Below are 14359 nucleotides of genomic sequence, written 5' to 3'. Positions count from 1 at the left end.
ATGACTCCTTATTTCACGGTCATGGCTTGTGCCAGCGAATGGCTGGAAAGAAAAGTGTTTAGCTGCTCAGGAAACGGCAGAGCGGTCATTGCGCCTTTTGCCGTCACCGCCATAGCGCCGCAGGCGTTGGCATTGCTGATGGCTTCCGCCAGCAGGGCATGATCCCAGCAATTTGCGCGGGAAAGGGTGAACAGCAGGCCGCCGACAAAAGCATCGCCTGCCCCGGTGGTATCGACGACATCGACGCGTGGTGCGGGAAAATGGAACTCCCCCTCGGCGGTAATCAACAGCGCGCCATCGGCCCCCAGCGAAATGATGGTAGTGTCGCAGCCCAGATCGCGCAGGTAATAACGCGCATCCTGCCAGTAGCTGGCCCCGCTGAGCTGGCACAGCTCATCTGCCGAGACTTTGCAGATAGAAGCCAGCGCGGCGGACCGGGCGATCAGTTCAGGGATTTCATCAGTATTCCCCCACATTTTGCTGCGCAGATTGACGTCAAACAGTACGTAACCACCCGCTTCACGCATTCTTCTCGCTCCCTCAAGGCACGCCTCGCGAGCGGGCCTGTCGGTGAGGCCAATTGAGCTGAAGTAAAACCATTCGTGCTGCCTGAACGGCGGCAAATCCTGCGGCGAAACGTAGGTATCGGCACCTGGATGCACCAGATAGGTAAAACTACGCTCCCCATCAGCCGTCAGGTTAACGATCAGCACCGCGCTGGTCAGGGCCGCATCCAGCCTTAGAAACGTGACATCCACAGCGTTATCCTGGAAAACCTGGCGCAGGAAGCGACCGGCGTCATCGTCGCCAAGACAGCCAATAAAACCGCACTCTCCGCCCAGCCTGGCAACGCATACCCCCACGTTCGCCGACGCTCCGCCGGGGCATTTCAGATAGCTGTTCTGTTTTTCCGGCACCAGATCAACGGAGGCATCGCCGATAACCCAAACCTTATTCATGGCCTTCATTTGCGCCTCCTTATGCCTGTTTCTGCGCCAGGGCGAGCTGAATATCACGATAATATTCGTTGTTAATCAGATACTTTTTCATAAGCAGCCCAACCGCAAGGTGAAACAGAGCCGGAATGAGCGTCATCATCAGCGCAATACCGGTGAGCGAACGTGCGCTCTGTTCAACATCGGCCTGATAGCCAAAGTGGCTCAGCAGGAATCCGAGTATCCCGCCCGCGATCCCCATCCCAAACTTCTGGAAGAAGAGGATGCCGCCAAACGCCAACCCGGAAACGCGCAGACCGGTTTTCTTTTCGCCGTAATCCACCGCTTCGGCGATAGAGGACCAGAACACCGGCATTTGCATATCGCAGAAGAAATTAATAAGAAAATAGAACGCAAACGCCAGGATAAGATTTTCACGCCCGACGGAGAAATACATCAGCGCGCTCAGGATAAAAGTAATAATCTGGGTGTAGCGGAACATCTTAATTTTGTCCCAGAATTTAGTTATCCAGGTGGTGGCGATCATCGCTAAAATAGAGGCAACGACGCCGGTGGTCAGGAAGGGTGAAATCAGGCTATCTCCGCCGTTCAGATAATACTTGGCGTAATAAGCGGCAACGGAACCGCGAATAACATAACCGCACATCAGCAGCAGAATAACAACGCCGAGAATAATCCACTGATCGTTACGTAACAGATATTTAAACTGTTTCCCCACCGATAACGAGGTAATTTCCGGCTCGCTGCGTTCACGCGTGGTAAGAAAACAGAAGATAAACAGCAAGGCGCCCATCGCCCCCATCAGCCCCATGGAAAACTGGTAACCCAGCGCCTTGTTGCCCTGCCCCAGCCAGACGGCAAGCATCGGTACGACGATAGTCACCAGGAAAGCGGCAATCTTGGTCATCACAAAGCGATAGCCGTTGGCGCTTAACCGTTCGACGGGATCGCTGGTAATCACGCCAATCATCGAAATATAGGGAATGGTGATCGCGGTATAGACCAGGGTCATAAGAATATAGGTGCCATAGGCCCACGCCAGCTTGGCCATATAAGCCATGTCAGGCGTAATAAACATCAAATACACGGCGAAACCAAAAGGAATGGCAAACCACAGCAGCCACGGGCGGTAACGCCCCCAGCGCGTGTTCAGTTTATCGGTCAGGACCCCCATGGCCGGATCGATAATGGCATCAATCATCCGCACAACCACAAACAGTACGCCAACATCAGCGGCGCTCAGGCCGTAGATATCGGTATAGAAATAGGCGAGGAGCAGCTGCATGGCGATAATCACAACGTTTATCGCCATATCTCCCGCGCCGAAGCCGATTTTTTCCACGATAGAAAGTTTCATGTTGATATTCCTTTACGCTTAGCAGCGCAAATCTGGTGAACAATTAATGATGTCACTACATGAAATAAAAACGTTTTTATATAAGCCATCCACCAGACAATCTATGGAGGCTATGAAGAGAGTGTAACTAACCATAAAAAGATATAAAGGTATACCTTTATATCTTTTGATCGGTTTCACATATTTTTATAGACACGATCTTACCCCGGTTTTAAACCGGGATAAGAATCAATAAGATAATGAGCAGGGGGTGTAACGAAAATCAGCGGGAAGACAAAATGGCGCAACTATGGTCCTGAATCTCTTCCGCCGATGCGCGATTGAAGGTCAGTAAATTACGCTCGGTCGCCAGCAGGACAAAAGAGCCATCGCTTTGGCGTACCACCGCCAGCGCATAGCGTCCCATATGATCGCGCGCTTCCGGCACCTCTTCCGCCAGCATCATAAACGGACTACGCTGCGCCAGTTCGCTCTCGGTTACCCGGCGCGCCAGGTATTCATGCCCCATCAGGTCGCCCGGCAGCGGAAGCCAGCGAGTGCTGATGCGCGTGAGATCGTTATCCAGTTGCTCCCGAACGTCAGGACGGATGCAAGAAATATGGATATGCAAATGGTCCTGTGAACGACCAAGCCGCGAATTAATCGCCAGCGAGACCGCGCTATCCGGAATATCATGCCCGTATTTTTTACTCATATAGCCGCGAGCCTGCCAGGCCAGCCAGAAAAAGTTGGGCGTAGCGGGTTCCAGCAATAGCGGGCTTTCTGTACCGTTGATACGGTAGGTGGGCATCAATAAATATTGCAATGGACCGTGACGATCTTTAAAGACGACATAGCCGGCGCGAGGTTTGACTTCCGCGCACGGCGCTGGGTTTTGATGCTGTAACTGATCGGGCAGGCACTGTTCAAGCACGATTTCCCGTAATGCATCAGGATTGCCGGAAAATTTCCAGTAACCGACGCCCGCCGCGGCGACAATCACTATCACCGCCAGTAAAAAGTAGCCTGTTTTTTTCATGATATGCGTTCCCTGTGACCCATAGACGGGGAAGAGTAACGCAAAATTGTGGCAAAGAAAAAACCCGGTAACATAATACGTTACCGGGTTTATAAACGGTTTAGCGTTTGCTGATTTGGTCGAACGTACCGCCATTAGCGAAGTGATCTTTTTGCGCCTTCGCCCAGCCGCCAAACACCTCGTCAATGGTGAAAAGCTTCAGCTTCGGAAACGCATCGTCGTATTTTTTCGCCACGTCAGCATCGCGCGGACGGTAGAAGTTTTTCGCTGCTATCTCCTGCCCTTCCGGCGAGTAGAGATACTTGAGATACGCTTCCGCTACCGCTTTGGTGTCTTTCTTTTCCACCACTTTGTCGACCACGGAAACGGTCGGCTCTGCGAGAATAGATTCACTCGGGGTCACTATCTCGAATTTATCTTTACCCAGTTCATTCGTCGCCAGTAGCGCTTCGTTTTCCCAGGCAATCAGCACATCACCGATACCGCGTTCAACGAAAGTATTGGTTGAGCCGCGCGCGCCGGAGTCCAGCACTTCAACGTTTTTAAACAGGGCTTTGACAAAGTCCTGCGCTTTGGCCTGATCGTTATTGTTGTGGTGCAGGGCGTAGCCCCATGCCGCCAGATAGTTCCAGCGGGCGCCGCCAGAGCTTTTCGGGTTTGGCGTAATCACCGACACACCGGGTTTAATCAGATCGTTCCAGTCATGAATTTGTTTTGGATTGCCTTTGCGGACCAGGAAAACGATGGTGGAGGTGTAAGGTGCTGAGTTATCCGGCAGACGCTTAATCCAGTTTTTATCGATACGACCACGTTCCGCAATAGCGTCCACATCGTAAGCCAACGCCAGCGTCACGACATCGGCTTCAATGCCGTTAATGACGGAAGTCGCCTGTTTACCCGAACCGCCGTGCGATTGGCGGATCACGACGTTGTCGCCGGTTTCCTGCTTCCAGTGCGCGCTAAACGCTTTGTTGTACTGCTCGTACAGCTCACGCGTTGGATCGTATGATACGTTAAGTAACTGAATATCCTTTGCCAGAAGGCTGGTTGACGCCAGCAATAATGTGAACCCCACGCCCCACTTTTTCATCGCCCGACTCGCTTATGTTGTGTTGTGATGAGCAAAGCGTGCCAGAAAGAGATCCAAACATTAAAGAATAAAAAAAGATTGGCTATAACTTCGAGGAATAAATCTGAGGGATTGCCGGATGGCGGCTAACGCCTAATCCGGCCTACACGTTTCTGCAACCTGTAGGCCTGATAAGCGTAGCGCCATCAGGCGCGCAAAAACAATCAGTACAGTTTTTTCGCGCACTCCATCCAGTCGCTTTTGAACGGACGCTTCATGTTTTCAATCGCATCGATGATGTCATGATGAACAAGCTGCTCGTTCTGGATACCGACACAACGACCGCCATGGCCTTCCAGCAGCAGGTCAATAGCATACGCGCCCATACGGGAAGCCAGAATGCGATCGTAAGGTACCGGGGAACCACCGCGCTGAATGTGGCCGAGCACCGTCGCACGCGTCTCACGGCCCGTTTCTTTTTCAATAAAGTGCGCCAGTTCGTCAACATCGCACATATGCTCAGTAATAGCGACGATAGCGTGTTTTTTCCCTTTCGCGATCCCGGCTTTGATTTCGGCCACCAGATCTTCGCGATTAAATTCAACTTCCGGCACCACGATAAACTCACAGCCGCCAGCAATAGCCGCCGCCAACGTCAGGTCGCCGCAATAACGGCCCATCACCTCAACGATAGAGATACGCTGGTGAGAAGAGGAGGTGTCACGCAGACGGTCAATCGCTTCCACTACAGTGCCGAGAGCAGTGAAATAGCCGATAGTGTAGTCGGTGCCTTTGATGTCGTTATCGATAGTGCCTGGCAGACCGATGCACGGGAAGCCCATTTCAGTCAGACGTTTTGCACCCATATAAGAACCGTCGCCGCCAATAACTACCAGCGCATCGATACCGCGTTTTTTCAGGTTTTCGATCGCGACAGCGCGAATATTTTCGTCACGGAATTCCGGGAAACGGGCAGAACCGAGGAAAGTACCGCCACGGTTGATCATGTCAGATACGCTGTAACGGTCAAGCTGCACCATACGATCTTCATACAGGCCCAGATAGCCGTCATAAATGCCCATGACTTCCAGCCCTTCCGTCAACGCTGCGCGCACAACACCGCGGATTGCCGCGTTCATGCCCGGCGCATCACCGCCGCTTGTCAACACACCGATTTTCTTAATCATGACTACCTCTGAACTTTGGAATGCAAAATGAAATCTATTGCCGGAAGCCGATTTCGCACTTCGAAACGATCCAACGAATATACAGATAGTATAACAATCCCTTCCTGCTGAATTGATTCAGGTCAGGCCAAATGGCGGTAATTTATACACAAAATGCTGGCCTGGCTCACTTTTTAACAATCAATTATACAAGCTCGAACTTCCTGCCTTCCCTGGGGACGACTGAACAGGGATCCTGATGAATAATGACATCTGAACCCGGAAAACGCCGCAAAATCGCCTGCTCTACCTGGTCAGCCACAAAATGCGCCTGAACGAGCGGCAGATTATCTTCCATTTCCAAATGAATCTGAATAAAGCGAGTCGGCCCTGACTGCCGCGTGCGGAGATCGTGCGCGCCGCTGACTCCCGGCCATGACGTCACGATATCAATAATTTCCTGTCGTTCCGCATCGGGCAGCGCGCGATCCAATAATGACTGCACCGCCTCATACCCCATACGCAACGCGCTATACAAAATATAGATGCCGATACCTAACGCAAACAGGGCATCCGCACGATGCCAACCGTACCAGGATAACCCCAGCGCGATAAGAATCGCTCCGTTCATCATAACATCAGACTGATAATGAAGCATATCCGCCCGTACCGCCTGACTTTGGGTCTTGCGTACCACCCAGCGCTGAAACGTGACCAGTATAATAGTGCATATCAGAGCGATGACGGTAACGCCAATCCCCACGCCGGGGTCGTTCATTGGCGTCGGCTTAATCAGATTCTGGATACTGGTCAAAAACAGAAACAACGCCGAACCGGAAATAAACATACTTTGCGCCAGCGCCGCCAGCGACTCCGCTTTACCGTGCCCAAACGTGTGTTCATCATCTGCGGGTTGCAGCGAATAACGCACGACCAACAAATTCGTCAATGACGCGGCAATATCCACCAGCGAGTCCACCAACGCCGCCAGAATACTCACCGATCCCGTATACCACCACGCCAAAATTTTGATCAAAAGTAACGCTGATGCCATCGCCGTTGCCGCGATAGCCGCCCGGCTAACCAGCCGTCCATAGGTTTGATTCATAAATACTCCCGCTATCTTCTGCCGGTAGTATAACGGATGGTTTAAAACAGTAAGCTAATAACAGAATGACAAACTGGAGATAAAAAAAACCCCCACATCATGTGGGGGAAGACAGGGATGGTGTCACAAAAAAGCACCTAACCTGATGATATAAATGGATTTATGTCAACCACTGTCCACATAGCGTCCACATCGACCATAAATAAAGCCCCTCAACTGAGGGGCTATTTTTGTGATCACATCCACATAATTTGCTGCCCTGACGGCAACGGGTGCGGCCTTACGGCGTGGACTTCTCCCGGCTTCACGATGTATCTCTGTACCGACTCATACGTGATGAACGTGGCGCTGCAATTCACGTTCTGGCACTGGTGATAACGCTCTTTTGTCGTGTCAGTGATATAGCGGCTTGTACGCGCATGTGCGGCATGCTGGCATAAAGGACAATGAAACATCGCGAGCACCTCTTCCGGTTTTGTTGATGGTGCTATTTTAGTTAATTTATCCTTATAAAACAAACAGATAAATAAACCACATCACTCATCATCTTCTGTTTCGTACTCCACATCAGAAAGCCTGACCTCAAGCTCCAAGGACGTCGTGAAGCCGCTATTATTCAGAAAATGTGTCACCTTAGTGATTGTCCAGTCCTGCTCGTCTATGACGCGCTTAAAGCCTGACACCTTAACCGGTGTTTCCGTGTAAATATCTGCCCGACCGGTAGCCAGGCTGATGGAGAACTCCGCAACGCCCCGTTGCAGTTTATCCCACTTCGCCTGAGCGGCGCGCATGGCCTGCGCTTTCGTGGCATATACCGTGGTCAGGGCAAAAACATTGTCAGCCTCACCGGCCATGTATTCACCTTCGCGCGCTTCCGGCGCTTTTGGCGCTTTCTTCTGCGTGACTGGTTTCGCTTTCGGGTGCTCCAGTGCGCGCAGGTGTTTTTCTTTCTTTTTGCGTTTCAGTTTTACCTTCTGCTTTTGCGGCTTCGGGTCTTTGGTGTGAAGCCACTTTGCCGTTACGCCGGTATAGGCTCCACGGTCAGCAATCGCAAAATGATGGCGGTCGCCGTCGCTGCGGGTTATGGTGACCTGCGGGATTTTTTTACCGCTGGCCGTCACTCCCTGCCCCGCTTTGAGAAACAACAGTTTTCCCATTTTTACCGACACCTCACCGCCGTTGCGTTCTGCAAGACGGGTCAGGAATTTCGCATCAGACTCCTGCGACTGGTCGATGTGTGGAATTTTTATTCCGGCCAGTGACGGAGCGACACTGGCTTCCAGCCTGTTACGGGTGGCTATCGCCTTAACAATCGCACCGAGCGTGGTGTCATGCCAGGAGCCTTCCCGGCGGGAATTGAGCGTCCCGCGAAAATCTGCACTCCGGGCGCGGATGGTGACTACATCCGGTGCGCCCCGATGTTCAACCTCATCAACGGTAAATTTCCCTTTGCATACCAGGGCAAAACCTTTCCAGCCGATATACACCGTCAGGACAGCGCCACGAACCGGCAGCCCGACCTGCCCGTCGGCATCGTTCAGTTCAATATCAAGCTGGTCAGCCTCAAAGCCCCGGTTATCCGTCAGGGTCATGCTCATCAGACGGTCGCTGATATTGCCGGTAATATCCCTGCTGTCGAGCATCAGCATGTAATCCGGCGTCAGCGTACTGCCTGCATCAAATGTCAGCGCATCCAGCATTATCCCGCCCCCGTCATACCTGTGAATCTGGTCGCCATACTGCCGGCCTTACCGATGAGCGATTCCGCCTGTTTACCGATATCGCCATAAAGCGCGGCCAGTGATTCATCAACGCGGGTGAGTGACAGCGTAAAATCAATTTTCCGGGGTGTGCCGTCTGCAAAGAAAATACTCCCTGTTTCACTCACCCTGCTGATGACATACATGCCGTAAATCATGCCGGTGCCATCCAGCAACGGCCACGCCCGCCCCTCCTCTGCCATCAGCCTGAGCGTGGTCATCGTCAGCTTGCCGCCGGTCAGTTCGGGATAAAGCACACCGGCCAGCGTGATGTTTTCCTCACCCACACCGAGAAACTGAAAAGCGTCCCGTTTACCGATACGGGAATTTGACGGCCAGCGATAATCTGATTCACGCTGCATGGTCTGGTGTGGCAGCGTCTGGCGCATAAAAACAAACATACCTAACGCGAGCATCATTTTTCGTCACCTCCTTAACCGTCATGCATCATGCTGGCACGGGCGCGCGCACGTTTATCCCGCTCGTATTTTTCGAGCGCATCCTGTAACTGGCGGTCAAGCTGTGTCCCCGGTGCAGTACCACCCGTCAGGCTGATGTGATATTCGTTTTTACTCTGGTCCACATAAGAGCGGCCAGCCGGTGCCGTGACCGGCTGATAAGCCTGATAGCCTGCATAAGAGCTGGTCGCCGGAATATAACCACCGGTGCCATACGTGGCGGCATGAGTTCTGGCGGCGGTCTGGTCAAGTGTGTCTGACTCTTTGTTGATGACACCGAGTTTTTCCAGTACCCAGTCAATACCACTGCGCAGTTTGTTGAACGCATTAAGCGGCAGCATCAGTGCGTCAGCCAGTGCCTGCCCGAACATGACGCCCGTGTCACGGCAACGGTTCAGGGTGTCCTGTGTGGCTTTAACCGGGGCAATCAGGTTTTTAAACCACTGCCACGCGGCCTGTAACTTTTCGCCCAGCCAGTCAAACACCGGCTTAAGTGGCGTGAACAGTTCCCCCACCGGCGCAAATGCCGCTTTCAGCCCTTCCACCACACCGCCAAAGAATGCGCTGACAGGCTCCCAGTATTTACGGATAAGCAACGCCCCGGCGACAATTGCGGCCACCACGGCCACAACCGGCCAGCTAATCGCCCCGATGGCCGTCATAACAGCACTGCCAACCGTCGTGAAGATTGCCCCCATTGCGCCTGCTGCCGCGATGATGGCATTAATGCCGGTGATAACCGGCCAGGCTACGAGGCCAATGGCACCGATGACACCAGTCAGTGCCAGTGCACCACCGACAATGATGCCGATGGTTGACGCCAGTGATTTGTTTTTCTGGATCCAACCGTCGAGTTTTAACACATACTTTGTGGCCGTCTGCGTGAGCTTACGCAGTGCGCCTTCCTGCTGGTCAAACAGGTCAGTCCCCACCGCCTCATAAGCGGACTGAAACTCCTTAAAGTCACCGCCGAGATTGTCCTGCATGATATTTACCAGCTCTGCGGTCTTCCCGTCTGAGGCTTTAAACGCAGCGGTCAGTTTGTCCAGCTTTCCGGTTGAGGCGGCAGTCATCAGCACGGCGGCGGCTGAGCTGGCCTCCTCCCCGAAAATAGTTTTCATGTATTCAGCCTGCTGGGCAGTACCGAGCCGGTTTTTCTCAAAACTGGCCTGCATTTCTTTCAGAATGGTAAATATTGGCCGGGTGTTTCCCTTGCTGTCTGAGGTTTTCACTCCAAGCTCTTTGAGTGCATCCCATGCTTTTCCCGTCGGTGCCTGCAGGCGGCTTAACACGGCACGGCTTCCCGTCCCCGCCATTGAGCCTGTGATTTTTGCATCATGCAGCGCCCCGACCATTGCGGCGGTTTCTTCAATGCTGACACCGGCATTTTTTGCCACAGGTGCGGCATAGGTCAGCGCATCGCTCATGCCGTCAAAATCGGCGGCGGTTTTGTTCATCGTCATGGAGAGAACATCCCCGATATGAGCGACCTTATCGTTTGAAAGCTGAAAGGCGGATTTCATCCCCATCAGCAGGGCGGCGTTTTCTTCCATCGTGCGGCGGTTCGCCAGCGCCATATTCAGCGTGACCGGCGTTGCCGCCTGAATGGCATCAACATCCCCACCCGCTTTCGCGATGATTATCTGTGCACCGGCCGCATCATCCGCTGAGGCGGCGGTATTGTCGCCGAGCTGGCGCGCCTGTTTGCGTAGTGCTGCCATTTCGGCGGAATCTTTTGCCACTCCGAGCACGGCCTGCAATTCTGAGTTTTTCTGCGCAAACTCATAACCGGGCATCAGCAACTTAACTCCGGCCATCGTTCCCGCCGCCGCAATCCCCACACCGGCAGCGCCCACTGAGGCCATATTTCCGGCCAGTTCCTTTCCGGCCTGATAACGCTGTTTTACTGCGTTAAGTTTTGCCTGTTGCGCACTGACACGCGCCAGCGCGTCACGCTGACGGTTAAGCTGTGCGGTGGTTTCACTGATACGGTTTTTCAGTCCCTGCTCATCATGTGCAAGATTGCGGGTATTAATTCCCACAACGGCCAGTTCCCGCTGCTGGCGTTTAACGGAATCCGTCAGGCGGTTATATTTCGCCTGTAAGTCCTCCGCCGCACGCTTTGCGGATTCCAGCACTTTCGCCTGAGCACGGGTCGGACGTTCGGTGTTTTTAAACTGTGTGGCAAGGGCTTCGGCCTCCTGCCGTGCCTTTTCAAGTGCATGACCAGTCACGGCGAGCTGTGCACTGGTCTTGCGAAATCCCTCAATACGGGATGCGTGACCGTTCAGCTCGCGCAGTGATTTTTGTGTTTCCCGGATATCCCCCGACAGCGATTTGCTCGCTGTGCGGATGGATTTAAACGGGCGGGATGCCTGGTCAACAGCCCTGAGCAATACCTGTAATTTTACATTGTTACTCATTCGTGTTTCCGCTTCGCCGGAGCGCCTTTTCGCGCCATGTGATGAGTTCGGTCAGGCTCATGGGATACAGTTCTGATGGCGGCCAGTGAAATATCACAGCCACATCCGCCATCAGGTCATCGACCGAGAGATTTTTCGGAAACGTCACTGCACCGAGTTCGGCGACAAAAAACCGACCACCTTACCGGCCAGAGCCACAAGGTCAGGCAGTTCCAGCGCGGCGACTTCCTGCTCGGTCAGCATCGGTGCCGTCATGCGCGGCAGCACCTTAATCAGTGCATCGACTTCGGAGTTCGCGACCGCAGCCAGACTGACACCGCGCAGCGTCCCGGCATTGGGTTTCATCAGCGTGACCTGTTCGATAACCTGCTCACCACGTTTGACCGGATTGTCCAGGGTAATGACATTTTCTTTGTTCATGGTTTTCTCACTTCTGAATCGGGGTTACCGGTCAGCCTGGCTGACCGGATGAAAATCACAGGCCGATATTGCGGCGGTGTTGCTCCAGCCGGTCGACGCCGTTCACCTTCTCAATCATGTTGATGGTGTCAATTTCGACCAGCTCCTTACCGTCCATCGTCAGCCGGAAATAGGTGCAGACCACGGAGATTTTCGACTCGGTGTCTTCTCCCTGTTTACCCTCGCCGGTGTCGATTTCTTTCTGACGTCCACGCATGACCACTTCAACGGCCACCGTTTCGCCGGTATCGTCACGCTGGTAAGAGCCTGCAAAACGAATCGGCACGGCATCCACACCAGTTGCAGCGTAAAGTTCCCAGATAACCGAATCCGGGAAACCACCGAGCGACCACTCCATTGACAGCGCATCGTCATCAAGGCCGAGGTCTACCGGTGCGCTGCCGTTCATCCCCGCACCGCGATAGTTTTCGAGCTTACGGGTCAGTTTTGGCAGCGTGACGGACTTTGCGACGCCCTGATAGCTGTAGCCGTTCAGAAAGACGTTCATTAACTTGAGTTTGCGCGGCATTGCCATCGGTCAGGCTCCTTAATTGCTGTTAACCGAGGTGACCAGATTTGCCAGATATTTATCGGTAATACGCTGGCGCAGGGTCAGGTTTTCGAGAGGAGGCACCGGGGTATAGTCGTAGTCGATATACAGTTTTCCGGCCTTGAGGGTTTCCGCATCGTTGGATTCTTCGCTGAACCAGCAGGTCGCATCCACGATATAGCCGTTTGTTTTCAGCTCACGGAATTTGGCATTGATGCCGTCAACGATGTCGCGAATCAGCGTTGCGGTGATGGGCTTGTCCACCGCCCACATGTGCGCCTCAGCCATCGTGTCGGCCAGCACCTGCGCGGTGCGGGTGTAGTTTTCAAAGAGGAACAGCGGGTCATCGGAGCAGGTACGGTTACCCCAGAAGCGGAAACCGTCGCGGCGAATCAGCGTTGTGACGCCTGACTCGTTAAGCAGGTCAGCATCGGTGCCGGACTCCTGCAAATCCCAGAATACAGATGCGCTGATGCCGGTAACACCGTTCACCCCGACATTGGACAGCGTTTTATGCCAGCCCTGCTCCTGGTCGATTTTAGCGCGCAGACCCAGCGCACGGGCGGTGGCATACGCGGTGGCGGTGGTACTGGTGACCGTATCCCATGCGAGGAAATCCGGCCAGATGACCATCAGCTCACGCTGGCTGAAATTCTGACGGTAGGCTTTCACCTCGGAAATAGTTTTACAGCCCCATGCGCTGATATACCCGAAAGCGCGCAGCTTCTGACAGACTGATGCCAGTGCAACAGCCACCTCTTTGGTATCCAGTCCCGGCACGCCGAGAATGCGAGGTTTAACACCGGTTACCGACTCCGCCGCCAGCAGGGCTTTCAGTCCGGTGTACTGACCATTTTCGTCGGTGGTGCCGATGATATTGGAAACGGTCTGCGCGAGCTTCGTTTCTTCGTCATCGCCGGTGCCGTCTTCCACGCGCACGACAACGGTGACCGGTTTTGACTGGTCAGCGATGGCCTGCAACGATGCCGCCAGCGTGCCTTTTTTACCGGCCTTTGCAATTGCACTCTGCACATTGGTAATCAGCACCGGTTTATTGAGGGGGAAGGTTTCCGCATCCGCATCGCTGGCCGTGCAGACCATGCCGACAATGGCGGTGGATACGGTGGAAATGACGCGGGTGCCGTCGTTAATCTCCAGCACCTGCACGCCGTGATGATAGTCACTCATCCGTTTAACTCCGTGGTTAATGGGTGAGTGATATTTTCAGTTGTGCCGGAGATGTCAGGCTATTTGTCCCGGTTGGCTAAGGGATGACACAATTTATTCTTTGTCGCTGATGAGGGGAATTTTTTATAGAGCGTGGACAGGCCAATATCAAAAATCAGCGCCACGCGTTGACGTGATTCACCCGCAGCCAGCAACCGTCCTGCCTGTTCCCACTCACTCGCGGTGAGCTTCGGACGTCTGCCACCAATACGACCTTTAGCTCTGGCCGCTTCCAGTCCGGCGCGTGTCCGCTCGACAATGAGTTCTCGTTCCATTTCAGCCAGGGCACCCATCACATGAAAGAAAAAACGCCCCATCGGCGTGCTGGTATCAATAGCATCTGTCAGGCTGCGAAAATTAACGCCGCGTTCGCGCAGTTCCTCAACCAGAATGACCAGATGCCGCATACTACGCCCCAGCCTGTCCAGCTTCCAGACTACCAGAGTGTCACCTGCTGATAATGTTCTGAGCAGTTTTTTCAGTCCCGGTCGGTCAGACTTCGTGCCGCTGATTTTATCCTCAAAAATCAGCTCACATCCTGCACACTCCAGCGCATTACGCTGCAATTCCGTGTTCTGGTCATTTGTTGACACGCGTACATAGCCAATAAGCATGAGCATCCCCCTGAATAAAAACCGGAGATGATGCCAGTTGCCCGTTATCTCTGCATTTTCATAAACGTTGGTTTAGGAGAAACGATAAATCTCGCTGCGGGTGCACTGCAAAAATCGCAGAATGGCGGCGATATTCCGGACAAAAAACAATTTGCGAGAACTATCGGCGCGGTAACATCGACTACCATTACACT

15 protein-coding genes and 1 pseudogene are annotated in these 14359 nt (G+C 53.4%); 1 reads left to right on the top strand and 15 read right to left on the bottom strand.

Annotated elements, in window-relative coordinates; genetic code table 11:
- Positions 1-8 precede the first annotated feature (8 nt).
- The 15 genes from ACH0WD_RS21980 to ACH0WD_RS21910 form a co-directional block, all read right to left on the bottom strand.
- Entirely contained in the window at positions 9-968 is a 960-nt protein-coding gene (locus ACH0WD_RS21980; protein WP_000646487.1) for an aminoimidazole riboside kinase, read from the bottom strand.
- A 10-nt stretch (positions 969-978) separates the two neighbouring features.
- Complete coding sequence (locus tag ACH0WD_RS21975; protein WP_000777314.1) at positions 979-2313, bottom strand: MFS transporter; 1335 nt, start codon at positions 2311-2313, stop codon at positions 979-981.
- Between the two features lie 262 nt (positions 2314-2575).
- Positions 2576-3331 carry a CDP-diacylglycerol diphosphatase gene (locus ACH0WD_RS21970; RefSeq protein ID WP_000750756.1) on the bottom strand — a complete coding sequence of 252 codons (756 nt, stop codon included), beginning with the start codon at positions 3329-3331 and terminating at the stop codon, positions 2576-2578.
- Positions 3332-3431: 100 nt separating this feature from the next.
- Entirely contained in the window at positions 3432-4421 is a 990-nt protein-coding gene (locus tag ACH0WD_RS21965; RefSeq protein ID WP_000758720.1) for a sulfate ABC transporter substrate-binding protein, read from the bottom strand.
- Between the two features lie 203 nt (positions 4422-4624).
- Positions 4625-5587, bottom strand: a complete 963-nt coding sequence (gene pfkA, locus ACH0WD_RS21960; protein WP_000591793.1) for a 6-phosphofructokinase — start codon at positions 5585-5587, stop codon at positions 4625-4627.
- A gap of 184 nt (positions 5588-5771) precedes the next feature.
- Positions 5772-6674 carry a CDF family cation-efflux transporter FieF gene (gene fieF, locus ACH0WD_RS21955; protein WP_001077325.1) on the bottom strand — a complete coding sequence of 301 codons (903 nt, stop codon included), beginning with the start codon at positions 6672-6674 and terminating at the stop codon, positions 5772-5774.
- Between the two features lie 236 nt (positions 6675-6910).
- Complete coding sequence (gene ogrK, locus ACH0WD_RS21950) at positions 6911-7129, bottom strand: prophage transcriptional regulator OgrK (protein WP_000468308.1); 219 nt, start codon at positions 7127-7129, stop codon at positions 6911-6913.
- A gap of 81 nt (positions 7130-7210) precedes the next feature.
- Positions 7211-8374: a phage late control D family protein gene (locus ACH0WD_RS21945; protein WP_001749286.1), complete on the bottom strand. Its 1164-nt coding sequence runs from the start codon at positions 8372-8374 to the stop codon at positions 7211-7213.
- Positions 8374-8853 carry a phage tail protein gene (locus ACH0WD_RS21940; protein WP_000978897.1) on the bottom strand — a complete coding sequence of 160 codons (480 nt, stop codon included), beginning with the start codon at positions 8851-8853 and terminating at the stop codon, positions 8374-8376. Before ACH0WD_RS21940 ends, ACH0WD_RS21945 begins: the two co-directional genes overlap by 1 nt.
- A 14-nt stretch (positions 8854-8867) precedes the next feature.
- Positions 8868-11315 carry a phage tail tape measure protein gene (locus ACH0WD_RS21935; protein ID WP_001749285.1) on the bottom strand — a complete coding sequence of 816 codons (2448 nt, stop codon included), beginning with the start codon at positions 11313-11315 and terminating at the stop codon, positions 8868-8870.
- Entirely contained in the window at positions 11308-11463 is a 156-nt protein-coding gene (locus tag ACH0WD_RS21930) for a GpE family phage tail protein (RefSeq protein WP_000143830.1), read from the bottom strand. The genes ACH0WD_RS21935 and ACH0WD_RS21930 overlap by 8 nt, the downstream gene beginning before the upstream one ends.
- Positions 11460-11735 carry a phage tail assembly protein gene (locus tag ACH0WD_RS21925; protein WP_001031303.1) on the bottom strand — a complete coding sequence of 92 codons (276 nt, stop codon included), beginning with the start codon at positions 11733-11735 and terminating at the stop codon, positions 11460-11462. The genes ACH0WD_RS21930 and ACH0WD_RS21925 overlap by 4 nt, the downstream gene beginning before the upstream one ends.
- Before the next feature lie 55 nt (positions 11736-11790).
- Positions 11791-12309: a phage major tail tube protein gene (locus ACH0WD_RS21920; protein ID WP_001251408.1), complete on the bottom strand. Its 519-nt coding sequence runs from the start codon at positions 12307-12309 to the stop codon at positions 11791-11793.
- Between the two features lie 12 nt (positions 12310-12321).
- The gene (locus ACH0WD_RS21915; RefSeq protein WP_001286716.1) at positions 12322-13512 is read right to left on the bottom strand and encodes a phage tail sheath protein; all 1191 of its coding nucleotides are present in this window, start codon (positions 13510-13512) and stop codon (positions 12322-12324) included.
- 59 nt (positions 13513-13571) lie between these two features.
- Positions 13572-14165 carry a recombinase family protein gene (locus ACH0WD_RS21910; RefSeq protein ID WP_001749283.1) on the bottom strand — a complete coding sequence of 198 codons (594 nt, stop codon included), beginning with the start codon at positions 14163-14165 and terminating at the stop codon, positions 13572-13574.
- Positions 14166-14231: 66 nt separating this feature from the next.
- Between ACH0WD_RS21910 and ACH0WD_RS21905 the strand changes: the two are divergent.
- A pseudogene (locus ACH0WD_RS21905) lies at positions 14232-14359 on the top strand (phage tail protein); the annotation flags it as partial.

It is taken from the genome of Salmonella sp. 2020_1395, from assembly GCF_043848115.1.
Lineage (GTDB): Bacteria > Pseudomonadota > Gammaproteobacteria > Enterobacterales > Enterobacteriaceae > Salmonella > Salmonella enterica.
The sequence above is the reverse complement of the archived record's forward strand: the minus strand, read 5'-3'. Positions and strand labels throughout refer to the sequence as shown.